This window comes from Shinella granuli, from assembly GCF_004341885.1.
Classification (GTDB): domain Bacteria; phylum Pseudomonadota; class Alphaproteobacteria; order Rhizobiales; family Rhizobiaceae; genus Shinella; species Shinella granuli.
On sequence record NZ_SLVX01000012.1, the window covers coordinates 12389 to 25057 of the forward strand.

Annotated in this window: 10 protein-coding genes; 7 read left to right on the forward strand and 3 right to left on the reverse strand. The window is 61.6% G+C overall.

The annotated features are described in order from the left end of the window. Positions 1-316: 316 nt before the first annotated feature. Together EV665_RS33285 and EV665_RS18390 are read left to right on the forward strand one after the other, a co-directional pair. A complete protein-coding gene (locus EV665_RS33285; protein WP_162853097.1) occupies positions 317-559 on the forward strand; it encodes an AAA family ATPase in 243 nt (80 codons plus the stop codon). Further along, positions 483-2414: an AAA family ATPase gene (locus EV665_RS18390; protein ID WP_133035207.1), complete on the forward strand. Its 1932-nt coding sequence runs from the start codon at positions 483-485 to the stop codon at positions 2412-2414. Before EV665_RS33285 ends, EV665_RS18390 begins: the two co-directional genes overlap by 77 nt. Before the next feature lie 34 nt (positions 2415-2448). On the opposite strand, the gene uvrB is transcribed toward EV665_RS18390, so the two are convergent. Continuing rightward, on the reverse strand, positions 2449-5523 hold the full coding sequence (gene uvrB, locus EV665_RS18395) for an excinuclease ABC subunit UvrB (RefSeq protein ID WP_133035208.1): 3075 nt from the start codon (positions 5521-5523) through the stop codon (positions 2449-2451). 108 nt (positions 5524-5631) lie between these two features. Between uvrB and EV665_RS18400 the strand changes: the two genes are divergently transcribed. Then, complete coding sequence (locus EV665_RS18400) at positions 5632-6579, forward strand: DUF3137 domain-containing protein (protein ID WP_133035209.1); 948 nt, start codon at positions 5632-5634, stop codon at positions 6577-6579. A gap of 51 nt (positions 6580-6630) precedes the next feature. On the opposite strand, the gene EV665_RS18405 is transcribed toward EV665_RS18400, so the two are convergent. Then, on the reverse strand, positions 6631-7263 hold the full coding sequence (locus EV665_RS18405) for a calcium-binding protein (RefSeq protein WP_064330301.1): 633 nt from the start codon (positions 7261-7263) through the stop codon (positions 6631-6633). Positions 7264-7524: 261 nt separating this feature from the next. Here EV665_RS18405 and EV665_RS18410 point away from each other — a divergent pair, with 261 nt between their 5' ends. The 3 genes from EV665_RS18410 (at position 7525) to EV665_RS18420 (ending at position 9777) form a co-directional block, all read left to right on the forward strand. Continuing rightward, a complete protein-coding gene (locus tag EV665_RS18410) occupies positions 7525-8559 on the forward strand; it encodes a sensor histidine kinase (protein WP_245507759.1) in 1035 nt (344 codons plus the stop codon). Positions 8560-8563: 4 nt separating this feature from the next. Further along, positions 8564-9340: a LytR/AlgR family response regulator transcription factor gene (locus EV665_RS18415; RefSeq protein ID WP_064330299.1), complete on the forward strand. Its 777-nt coding sequence runs from the start codon at positions 8564-8566 to the stop codon at positions 9338-9340. 83 nt (positions 9341-9423) lie between these two features. Beyond that, the gene (locus EV665_RS18420) at positions 9424-9777 is read left to right on the forward strand and encodes a DMT family protein (RefSeq protein WP_064330298.1); all 354 of its coding nucleotides are present in this window, start codon (positions 9424-9426) and stop codon (positions 9775-9777) included. Between the two features lie 50 nt (positions 9778-9827). On the opposite strand, the gene EV665_RS18425 is transcribed toward EV665_RS18420, so the two are convergent. Next, positions 9828-10214, reverse strand: coding sequence for an acyl-CoA thioesterase (locus tag EV665_RS18425; protein WP_064330297.1), 387 nt, complete (start codon positions 10212-10214; stop codon positions 9828-9830). 211 nt (positions 10215-10425) lie between these two features. Between EV665_RS18425 and EV665_RS18430 the strand changes: the two genes are divergently transcribed. Continuing rightward, positions 10426-12246, forward strand: a complete 1821-nt coding sequence (locus EV665_RS18430) for a methyl-accepting chemotaxis protein (RefSeq protein ID WP_133035211.1) — start codon at positions 10426-10428, stop codon at positions 12244-12246. Positions 12247-12669: the final 423 nt, after the last annotated feature.

A 12669-nucleotide genomic window follows, 5' to 3' on the forward strand; every position in this document is an offset into this window, starting at 1 on the left:
CTTCCCCCGTGTCGCCGGAGGGAGACCATTTTCCGCGAGCCCCCTTGGCGACGGCTTACGTCCGTCCCCCGCCAAAAGCGCCGCCCCCGCCTCGCCGCAACGCCTTGCGGTGTATCCGCGGCGGGATGAGGGGAGTATGGCATGGGTGGGTGGGGGTGGGGAAAATTGGGGTCCCCGCCACGCCGCCGCACTTCAAAAAACGAACGTTATAGTCGCTTGTAGAAAAATGGTTGTAACTTTCCTCACTCTTGGGTTGCGCTATCGCGCGCTAGTTATATTAATTTGAGATTATTTCATATTTTTCTGGGAGGCAGTTGTGAGAATAAGTCGGCTAGATATAAAAAATTTTCGTGGGATAAATCTCCTTAAAATGAATGGTCTGGGCGATACTATTATTATTGCAGGCCAAAATGGTTCCGGTAAGTCTTGTATATTTGATGCGATAAGGCTTCTTAAGTCCTCTTACGGGGGTTATCAATATAATGAATGGCAGCAATTTTTTTGGGGAGTTTCAAATACAACTTCATGGTCCGGCAAAAAATTTGAAAGGACTATTTAATAATCCAAATAAAAGAATAGAAATAGAATGTGATTTTCAACTCAGAAATAGAGAGCGTGAATATATATTAGAAAATTGCCGAGAACTTTTGGAGGAAACTATATGGCATGGGGTATTACCTGAGGCATTTCAGTGGGGAGGTTATCGAAAGGCGAGTTTTTCAACCCAGTTCCGGGACAGACAGCCAGAAGTTGACGAGAAGATGGAAGAAAAGCTTCCTGAGCTACTTAGGGAAGTTGAGAGCAGTTTTGTGACCGGAGGAATTCGTATCGATGAAAGTGGACACGTTGATGTGATGCCCTCGATACTTTTGGAGCTAGCATTCAGTAACTACCGCCCACGCCATATCGGGGTGGTAGATTTTCATGGAGCTCAGAGACATTACGGCCGAGAATTAGTACAGGGAATTAACCTTAATTTGGATCAGCAAAATCAAAATTACAGCCAGCATGCACTTTATAATTACAATAATAAGTATGCAAATGTTAAAAGTGAAATGGCCGGAAACTACATAAAGGAATTGCTTTCCGAAAAAGCCTCAAGCGAAAAATGTAGTCAAGATCACACATTGACAGAGGCTCTAAAAAATCTGTTTTCTACGTTCTTCCCAGACAAAGAGTTTCTTGGTCCTCAGCCAACGGCTGATGGGAGTCTCTCATTTCCTGTTCGAACGGCGTCGGGTAGCATTCATGACCTTGATGAGCTGAGTTCCGGTGAGAAGGAGATTCTATATGGATATCTAAGAATAAGAAGTTCTGCCCCAGCAAACTCAATAATCTTGTTAGATGAACCGGAGCTTCATCTTAATCCAAGGTTAATTCGGGGTCTTCCCGAATTCTACCGGGAGCATTTAGGGGAGACCCTGAGTAATCAGCTTTGGCTTGTTACACATTCAGACAGCCTGATTCGTGAAGCTATGGGAAAGGCTGGGTTCAACATTTTCCACATGTTGCCTTCAACCGCCGAGAATGTGGAGCAATCTCAACTTAAATCTATGAGCGCGACTGGCGATTTGGAGTTGGCGCTAGCTGACTTAGTAGGTGATCTTGCTGCCTATAGACCGGGTGGAAAATGTGTAATCTTAGAAGGTGGCGGGGACACCGACTTTGATAAGACCTTGTTGCAAAGATTATTTCCTGATGAGTTGCGCGGAATCAACCTTGTTTCGGGAAGTAATAAAAATAAGGTCACGTCTTTGCATGAGATACTTGGCAGAGCTTATAGAGAGGGAAGTCTATCGACAAAATTTTACGCCATAACTGATATGGATAGCGACGAAGTCGATATTCAAGCGGAAGGTGTCGGAAAGTTTTCTTGGGACGTTTACCATATAGAAAATTATCTATTGGATGAAGAGGTTATCTCTTATGTAGTTAATTCTATGCTTGATAAGCCAAAATTTTCTGTTGAGCATGTACTGAATGAGCTAAAAAAATCTGCAGCAGAAGTTCTTCCGGGAGTGATAACTCATCGCCTTCGCGTTCATCTCGGAGGGTTGTTGATTCGGTCAATAAATCTTTCTTTTGATCCAAAAATTTTTGATATATCTGAAGCTTTTTATGAAATAATACAGATGAGCTCAGAAAAAATATCACGTGTTGTTTCGAGTGAAGCGACACTAGATAGGATAAAGGAGGAGCAGGAAAGGATTTCAAAAGATTTTGACGGTATTTTCTCTGATAATTCATGGAGAAGTAAAATTCCGGGGCGTGAAATACTTAAGAGATATTTTTCAAGTTGCGGTATTTCCGCCAACTATAACCTATTTCGAAATTTAGTTGTCAACAGAATGGCTGAGCTTAGCCGTAAGCCCCTCGGCATGGCCAGCGTTCTGGAGAAAATAGCGAAAGATTAGAAGGAATGATCCTATCTTCAGCGGAACTCATTTATCACCGCCCCGGCCGCCCCGTTTTCCCCTTCGTGCGCCCCTTGCGCTTTACCTCCGTCGGGTCCTCATAGCTCCCGACGCCGATTTTCCCCCGTCTCACTGGCTTGGCGTCCTCGGCGCTGGCGGCGCGGTCGGGCTGGCCTTCGAGGAGGGGGGCTTGGCGCTTCTTGGTGCCGATGGTTTCCGGGGGGCGGTCCGGCGGGGCGCCGATGACGGGCTTTTCGGTGCGGCCGACGGTCATTTCGTCGAGCGTGTTCTTGCGGAAGAGGGATCTGCCCGCCGGGGTCGCGACGTCGCGGCCCATCTCGTCCAGGTGCGGCTTGCGGAAGAGGGGGCGCTCGGTGTCGGTGCCCGGGCCCATGTCGTCGAGCGAGGGTTTCTGGAAGAGGGATTTTGAGGCGGTCTTGCCAGAAGCGGCACCCCCCTCTGTCCTGCCGGACATCTCCCCCTCAAGGGGGGAGATCGACTCGCGGCGGGGTTTCCCACTCTTTGCTCCACCTTCCTGCGCCTTTACCTCGTCCCGCGCCATCGGGTCGTCCATGACGGCGAGTTCGGCGGCCTTGAGGCGCTTGATCTCGTCGCGGATGCGGGCGGCGGCTTCGAAGTCGAGGTCGGCGGCGGCGTCGCGCATCTGCTTTTCGAGCGCTTCGAGATGGGCCTTCAGGTTGTTGCCGACGAGGTGGCCGGCATCGGCGAAACCCTTGCCGGAGACGCCCGAGATGTCGGCGCGGACGTGGTCGCGCTCGTAGACGGAGTCGAGGATGTCGGAGATCTTCGCCTTCACCGATTCCGGGGTGATGCCGTTGGCCTCGTTGTAGGCCACCTGCTTTTCGCGGCGGCGGCTCGTCTCGTCCATGGCGCGCTGCATGGAGCCGGTGATCGTGTCGGCATAAAGGATGACCTTGCCGTCGACGTTTCGCGCCGCGCGCCCGATGGTCTGGATAAGGGACGTCTCCGAGCGCAAGAAGCCTTCCTTGTCGGCGTCGAGGATGGCGACGAAGCCGCATTCGGGAATGTCGAGGCCCTCGCGCAAGAGGTTGATGCCGACCAGCACGTCGAAGGCGCCGAGACGCAGGTCGCGGATGATCTCGATGCGCTCCAGCGTGTCGATGTCCGAGTGCATGTAGCGCACGCGAACGCCCTGTTCGTGCAGGTATTCGGTGAGGTCCTCGGCCATGCGCTTGGTGAGCACGGTGACGAGCGTGCGGTAGCCGGCCTGCGCGGTCTCGCGGATCTCGCCCAGGACGTCGTCGACCTGGCTCTTCGCCGGGCGCACCTCGACGGGCGGGTCGATGAGGCCGGTCGGGCGGATGACCTGCTCGGCGAAGACGCCGCCGGACTGCTCCAGCTCCCAGCCGCCGGGCGTCGCCGAGACGGCGATGGTGTCCGGCCGCATGGCGTCCCATTCCTCGAAGCGGAGCGGCCGGTTGTCCATGCAGGAGGGCAGGCGGAAGCCGTATTCGGCCAGCGTCGCCTTGCGGCGGAAGTCGCCGCGGTACATGGCGCCGATCTGCGGGATGGTGACGTGGCTCTCGTCGATGAAGATCAGCGCGTTGTCCGGCACGTATTCGAAGAGGGTCGGCGGCGGCTCGCCGGGGCGGCGGCCCGTCAGGTAGCGCGAATAGTTCTCGATCCCGGCGCAGGAGCCGGTGGCCTCCAGCATTTCGAGGTCGTAGCGCGTGCGCTGTTCGAGGCGCTGCGCCTCCAGGAGGCGGCCGGCCTTTTCCAGCTCGACGAGGCGGTGCTTCAGCTCCTCGCGGATGGCCTTGATGGCGCCGTTCAGCGTCGGGCGGGGGGTGACGTAGTGGCTGTTGGCGTAGATCTTCACCGATTTCAGGTCGCCGGTCTTCTGGCCGGTCAGCGGGTCGAACTCGGTGATCGCGTCGATCTCGTCGCCGAACATCGAGATGCGCCAGGCGGCATCTTCAAGGTGGGCGGGGAAGATTTCGATGGTGTCGCCGCGCACGCGGAAGGAGCCGCGCTGGAAATCCATCTCGCGGCGCTTGTACTGCTGGGCGACGAGGTCGGCCAGGAGCTGGCGCTGGTCGAGCCGCTCGCCGACCTCCATCTGGAAGGTCATGGCGGTGTAGGTCTCGACCGAGCCGATACCGTAGATGCAGGAGACCGAGGCGATGATGATGCAGTCGTCGCGCTCCAGCAGCGAGCGCGTCGCAGAGTGGCGCATGCGGTCGATCTGCTCGTTGATCGACGATTCCTTCTCGATATAGGTGTCCGAGCGCGGGACATAGGCCTCCGGCTGGTAATAGTCGTAGTAGGAGACGAAGTATTCGACCGCGTTTTCCGGGAAGAAGTTCTTGAACTCGCTGTAGAGCTGGGCGGCGAGCGTCTTGTTCGGGGCGAGGATGACGGCGGGGCGCTGCGTCTCCTCGATCACCTTGGCCATGGTGAAGGTCTTGCCCGAGCCGGTGACGCCGAGCAGGACCTGGCTGCGCTCGCCGTCGGAAAGGCCGTCGACGAGGTCCCTGATGGCGGTCGGCTGGTCGCCGGCGGGCTTGTAGTCGCTGATCATACGGATCGGGATGCCGCCTTCCGACTTTTCCGGCCGGGCGGGGCGGTGCGGCGTCCAGAGCTTGCCGTCCTTGAAGAGCGGGTTGCCGCTCTCGATGAGCTTCGACAGGGCCTCCACGGTGGCGGTGACGCCGGAGCCCTTCTCCAGCGCGGCGGCGTCCTCCAGCGAGACGTCGAGGCCGGAGACGGGCATCAGGCCGGCGGCGGCGCGGGTCTTCGGGTCGGACGAGCCGCCGATGGAGACGCCGCGGGACGTCTTGGAGACCGTGACCTGCTCGGTATGGCGGCGGGCGGCGTTCTCCACCGTCTTGCGGTGTTTGCCCGCCTTGGAGGCGACCTCGCGGCGGCTTTCGACGCTCGCGGCCTCCGCCTCGGCTTCGAGCTGCTTCACCCAGTCGGAGACGCTGCCGGAAAGCGGCTCGCTCTTTTCTTCCGGGACTCGCTTGTCCTTCTCGTTCCACTCGAAGGGCGTCCCGGTGAAAGGCGATTGCGGGGCTTCCTCGAAACCGGGGTTCGAGGGCGAGGATTTCTTCGGTGATCTGGCCATGCGGGGAATATGGCGAGAGTCATGCCGAAAGGAAAGGGGTGAAGAGTACAAAAGGGAAACGAATTTGCGGGCGGGCCGGGCCGTTATGCTTCGGAAAAGGGGGCGGTCATGGACGTGATGGTGGACGAAGCGGCGCTGACGCCTGACAATGCGGCGCTGGAAGAGGTGCGGGCGGCGGTCGAGGCCTACAATGCGGCGCGGCCCAAGGTGGCACGCGACATGTATCTGACCGTCACGCTGGTGCTCGGCGTCTACCTGCTCTTTTCGGCGCTGGTGCTCTATCTGGTCGCGACGCAGATCGAGGAGGACTGGACCTTCTTCACGCTGTTCATCCTGATCGCGGGGGCGACCTTCGCCTGGAAATTCGCCGTGGCGCCGGCGAAACGCTTCCAGCAGGGCCTGCGCGACCGCCTGCTGCCGCTGGTCTTCGGCTTCGTCGACGAGGTGCAGTATGTGCACGGCGCGACGCCGCGCTTCCTGTCGGGCATGCCGGGCAAGGAATTCGTGCCGCGCGACCGCGCCCAGCATGGCGACATGATCGCCGGGATACACGAAGGGCTGGTCTTCACACTCTCGGAGACGGAGCTCAGCACGGGCAGCGGCAAGAGCCGGCAGACCACGTTCAAGGGCGTGATTTTCCATTTCCTGCGGGAGGAGGAGTTTCCCGGCCTTCTGATCGCCGCGCGCAAGCCGAATGCGGTGCAGCGCTTCATGCGCGACCTCTTCGGCGGCGGGGCGCTGGCGCTGGTCACCAGCGGCAATCCGGAGGTGGACGCCTTGCACGAATTCCGCACCGACCGGGCCGAGGCGGCGACGCCCATCGTGCAGGGCACGCTCGCGAAGGCGCTGGACTACCTCGCGAGCGTGTGGCGGGACGACGTGGTCCGGCTCGCCCTCAAGGACCGGGAATGCTACCTGCTGGTGCCGGCGAAGAAGGATTTCTTCGAGCTGCCGCCGGTCGACACGCCCATCGATTTCGACCGGTACATCAAGCCGATGATCCGCGACCTCGTCACGCTGCTGGCGACGGCGCAGCTCGTGCGCAAGATAGGCTAGGAGCACAAAACGCCGGCGAGGCCGGCGCTTCGCGTCGCCTGGGAGGAGCGATCAGAGGATGAAGTCACCCTTGTAGAGGTCGCCGAAGGAATCGACTTCCAGGATGAAGTCGGCCTTCTTGTCGCCGTTGACGTCGCCCATGACGAGCTTGGTGTAGTGGCCGTTGCCGAGCTTGGTTTCCGTCCAGGTCAGCTCGCCCTTCTTGCCGCTGAAGGCCGCGCCTTCCTTGGCCACCCAGGTGAAGGCGTCGTTCTTCTTCGTGCCGGCGATGGCGTCGATGGCGGACAGGTCGATCTTGTCGCGGCCGTCGAACGTGTTCGACTTGAACTGCTCGATCACGTCGCGGCGGCCTTCCGCCTTGCCGATCTCCGAGATGCTCTTGAAGACGAAGCGGTCCCCGCCGTCGCCGCCCCACATCTTGTCGACACCGGCGCCGCCATAGATGACGTCGCGGCCGTCGCCGCCGTGGATCTGGTCGTTGCCCTTGCCGCCCTCGATCGTGTTCTTGAAGTCACCGCCGTAGATGATGTCGTTGCCGTCGCCGCCGTAGATCTTGTTATGCGCGCTGGAATGGCCGAAAATCCGGTCGTTGCCGCCGTAGCCATAGATATTGTAGACGGAATCGCCGTTCATCGGGTCCGCCATCAGGAAGTTGTTCTTGTTGTCACCTTTGAGGGTAGCCATAGAATATCTCCGGAATCATGAAACGCCGGCGGCCTTTCAGCCAGCCGGTGCGCATGAATGCTCGCGGGCCGCCCGGCTTGTGAAGCGCGAGGGCGGCGAAGGGGCGCAAAGCACCAGCCGAACGGTCGCACTTTCGACGAACGGCTGATTTTCGTCGGTGAACGGCACTCGACAGTTTTCCGGGAAAAAACGATTATTCGCGAAATGAGCACTGTTTCGAGTCTGCCATTTGTTTTTCACGCTGACCAGAGCGAATCGCAGTTGCAACGGGCCACGTTGCGCTTCGGCGGGCTGTATCTCGTCGCCGTTTTCCTGAGCTCCAGCCTGCTGTGGGGGCTGGCGGGCACGGACCCGATCGATTCGGCGATCGGCAAGGTCTTTCTCCTGTCGGGGGCCGCGCTGCTGGCGGCGATCCTGACGATGCTGCTGGTCCGGCTGAAGGCGCTGCCGCTGCCGGCCAAGGCCGCGCTCTGCTTCGTGCTGTCGCTGGTCGGCGGGGTGCTCTATTGCGGCATCGACCATGCGATCTACACGATCTGCGTCTATCCCGAGGCGCCGGTCATCGACATGACGAACATCGCCTACAACGTGATCTACGGGACGTCGCTCTATTTCGGCTGGAGCTGCCTGTTCCTCGCCTTGTCCTACAGCTTCGACCTGCGCGATCGCGAGCGGCGGCTGGCGCAGATGCGCGAGGAGGCGATGGCGGCGCAGATGCGCGCGCTGCGCTACCAGCTCAACCCGCATTTCCTGTTCAACACGCTCAATTCGATGGCCGGGCTGATCGAGGAGGGCGAGCGCGACGACGCGCGCGACATGGTGTTCTCCCTCTCGGCCTATCTGCGCACGACCCTGGCGCTCGATCCCTTGCAGGACCTGCCCCTGGAAGATGAAGTCGCCTTGCAGGCCGGCTATCTGACCATCGAGCAGCGCCGCTTCTCCGACCGCATGGCGGTGGAGATCGACCTGCCGGAGGACCTGCGCAAGGTGCCGGTGCCGAGTCTCATCCTTCAGCCGCTCGTCGAGAACGCCGTCAAGCACGGCGCCTGCCGCAAGACGGGGGGCGTGACCATCGCCATCCGCGCCCGGCAGGAGGCGGGACGCCTGTGGCTCGTCGTCGAAAACGACATGGCGCCTGCCGACCGGCTGCCCGGCGGGGCGAGCTTCGGCATCGGCCTCAGAAATGTCGGCGAACGCCTGTCGCGGCGCTTTCCCGACGCAAGCGGGTTTCACTACGGCCGGACCAGCGACGGCCGGTTCCGCGTGACCCTGACCATGCCCATCAGGACCGCATGACCGCATGACCGAAATTTCCGTCCTTATCATCGATGACGAACCCATCGCCCGCCGTCGCATGGTGCGCATGCTCGCGGCCGTCGAGGGCGTGAGCGTTGCCGGCGAGGCCGGCGACGTGCCGCAGGCGCTCGAAAAGATCGCCGCCCTTGCGCCCTCCGTGCTGCTGCTCGATATCCAGATGCCCGGCGGCAGCGGCTTCGACGTGCTGGAGCAGGCTGGCCCGCATGCGCCGCTGCCGATCTTCGTCACCGCTTTCGACCATCACGCCATCCGCGCCTTCGAGTGCAATGCGGTGGACTACCTGACGAAGCCGGTGACGCCCGAGCGGCTGCGGCAGGCGCTCGACCGGGCGCGCGACATGATCGTCGCCCGCGAGAACCGGGACACGGTGGCGGAACTGCGCGAGACCGTCGCCGCGCTGCGCAAGGCGCTGCGCGAGCAGGCCACGCGGCCGACGCAGTTCTGGGTGAAGTCGCGCCGGGAGACGATCCGCATCCCCGCCGAAAGGGTGCTGCGCTTCCAGGCGGACGGCGACTATGTGCAACTGCATGCCGATCAGGGCAGCTTTCTCTACAACGAGAGCCTCTCGGCGCTGGAGCGCCGCCTGCCGAGGGAGGATTTCCTGCGCATCAGCCGCAGCGCGATCGTGCGGCGCGACCAGGTGGCGCGGGTGAAGCGCGGGCCGCTGAACGTGCTGCACGTCGTGCTGCGCGACGAGACCGAGATCAAGGTCGGCCGGACCTATCTGCGGGCGGTGCGGGACGGGTTGATGCAGGGCTGACGGCAGGCGCGCGGCCGCGGTCTTGACGGGGCCGGCGGGTCGGGTATGCCCTTGTCCGACCTTTTCCGGAATCAGGATTCGCGATGCCTACCAGCCTTTCGCCCGCGGCCGTCTGGCCGATCGTGCTGCTCTGCCTCTCCAACGTCTTCATGACCTTCGCCTGGTACGGGCATCTCAAGTTCAAGTCCGCGCCGCTCTTCGTCGCGATCCTCGCCAGCTGGGGCATCGCCTTCTTCGAATATTGCCTGGCGGTGCCGGCCAACCGCATCGGCCACGAGGTCTATTCGGCGGCCCAGTTGAAGACGATCCAGGAGGTGATCACCCTTCTCGTCTTCGCCGGCTTCTCGGTGTTCTGGCTGAAGGAGAGCCTGACCTGGAACCACGCCATCGGCTTCCTGCTGATCGCCGCCGGCGCGGCCTTCGTCTTCAAGGGATAGGCCCTCGGCCTGCCGGGATGTCGGATGAAGCGCGCGACGCCTCCCGGCCGCTATTCGAGCGGGACGGGGGTCGGGTGGCCGTCCTTGTCGAGCGCGACCATGACGAAGGTGGCGCCCGTGACCTTTTCCAGCGTGGTGGTAAGATAGCGCTGTGCCCAGGCCTCGACGGAGAGCGTGATCGAGGTGCGGCCGACGCGCACGATATCCGTGTAGATGCTGAGCGTGTCGCCGATCTTCACCGGCAGGTCGAAGGCCATTTCCTTGACGGCGGCGGTGACGACGCGGCCCTGCGCGCGCTCGGCGGCGCGGATGCCCGAGGCAAGGTCCATCTGCGCCATGACCCAGCCGCCGAAAATATCGCCCGCGGCATTGGCATCGCCCGGCATGGCAAGCGTGCGAAGGGTGAGTTGTCCGTTCGGCGTGCTGGTGTCGGTCATGCGCGTCCTCTCCTTGGCTGAGACCGGTCTAGCGGAATGCGTGCGACGGCGGAAGAGGGCAAGTCGCGGCCGGCCCGGAACCGACGATCGGTATTTTCGAGTATTTTCAAGCTCTAAAAATTGATGATTGCAATTTTAGGCGATCTTAAAGGGTTTCCGGGACTTTCGGACAGATTGGAGTGCTGCGTGCATTCGTGTCGAGGAGAGCCCGGTGAAGAATTTCAGAATATCCACACGCCTGTCATTGCTGGTCGGTCTTGCCTTGACCATCATCGTCGCGGCGCTCGTCTACAGCCTCTATCATTACCAGGAAGCGATGGTGGCCGAGCGCAAGTCGAAGCTGGCGGCGATGGACGAGAGCATGCTGACGCTCTTCCAGCACTACCACGCGCTCGAGACCGCCGGCACGCTGACCCGCGAAGAGGCGCAGACGCGGGCGAAGGACGCGGTGCGGGCGCTGCGCTACGAGGACAGCGGCTATTTCTGGATCAATGACATGAACGCCGTGATCGTCATGCATCCGATCAAGCCGGAGCTCGACGGCACGGACCAGTCCGGCATGGCCGACCCGACCGGCAAGAGGATCTTCATCGAATTCGTGAAGGCCGTGAAGGGGAGCCCGACCGGCCAGGATTTCGTCGACTACCTGTGGCCGAAGCCGGGCTTCGAGCAGCCGGTGCTGAAATATTCGCATGTCGCGGGCTTTGCCCCCTGGGGCTGGATCGTCGGCACGGGCGTCTATGCGGACGACCTTGCCGCCATGTTCCGCCGCAACGCCATCGAAACGGCGGTCATCCTCGCCCTCGGGGGCCTCGCCATCATCCTTGCCGCCTACGGCATCGTGAAGAGCGTGACCGGTCCCGTCTCGCGCCTGAAGGCCTCGATGCAGGCGATCGCCGAGGAGGACGTCTCCGGCGACGTGCCGGAGACCGACCGGAGGGACGAGATCGGCGAGATGGCCAAGGTGGTGTCGATCCTGCGCCAGTCGGTCGCCGAGCGCGCCGAGCTTCGCCTGCGCGAGGGCGAGCAGCAGCTTCGCCTCGACGAGGAGCGCAGCGAGGGCGAGCGCCGCCAGCGGGCCGTCAGCCAGAGCCAGGCGGACGCCATGAACACGGTCGGCCAGGCGCTGGAGCGCCTTGCCAATGGCGACCTGACGGTCTCGATCCAGGCGATCGCGCCGGAATATGCCAAGCTGCGCGACGACTTCAACCGCGCCGTCGATGCGCTCTCCAGCGTCATCACCGCCATTGCCCGCTCCACCGACATCGTGCACGGCAGCGCCGGCGGCATCGCGGAGGCGGCCAACAATCTGTCGCACCGCACGGAGCAGCAGGCGGCCTCGCTGGAGGAGACCGCCGCCGCGCTCGACGAGATCACCGCGACGGTGCGCAACGCCTCCGACCGCGCCGCCGAGGCGAGTCGCATGGTGGCCGAGACCAAGCAGTCGACCGGCCGCTCCGGCACGATCGTGCGCGACGCCGTCGCCGCGATGAGCCGCATCGAGGACGCGTCCAGCCGCATCAGCCAGATCATCGGCGTCATCGACGAGATCGCCTTCCAGACCAACCTTCTCGCCCTCAATGCCGGCGTCGAGGCGGCGCGGGCAGGGGAGGCCGGCCGGGGCTTTGCGGTCGTGGCGCAGGAGGTGCGCGAGCTTGCCCAGCGCTCGGCCAACGCGGCCAAGGAGATCAAGGGGCTGATCAGCAATTCGGCGACCGAGGTCGGCACCGGCGTGGCGCTGGTGCGCTCGACGGGCGATGCGCTGACCGAGATCGAGGCGCTGGTCAACAAGGTGAACGACCAGGTGAACTCCATCGCCACCGCCGCGCGCGAGCAGGCGACCGGCCTTGCCGAGGTGAACACGGCCGTCAACCAGATGGACCAGATGACCCAGCAGAACGCCGCCATGGTGGAGGAAACCAACGCGGCCGGCCAGACGCTGACCCAGGAAAGCGAGCAGCTCAAGGCCCTGCTCGGGAATTTCCGGCTGACCGCAGCCGGAACGGCGGACCACCGGCGCCGCGCGGCATAACGCAAAAGACGATCTCCGGACACTCTTGCCCCGGTGCCCCAGGCGCCGGGGTTTTTCGTTGGGGCGTGCGCAATTGTAGTGGGAAGGTCAGCCGGAAGGCCTGTGTCTCCCCCATAAGAGCAATGGCGAATTGCATATAACAGCACGCTGCTGCTTTCTTCTTCTCCCCGCGGGGGAGAAGGGGCAAGACGCACCGCCTCATTCCATATGCAATTCGCCTGCCCTCAAGGGGGAGATGCCCGGCAGGGCAGAGGGGGGCCACGGAGCGGTTTCGCCCCCGTTAATCTCGCGGGGCGCCTGGGAACGGTTCCTTTACCCTGTTGCGCGAAAATCCTCTGGAAATGCAGGACGATCGCTTTTCGCGTCCGGTTTCGGGCTTTTCCCGTCCGAATGCGGACAAAAGCGACCTGCACCATGACCGGA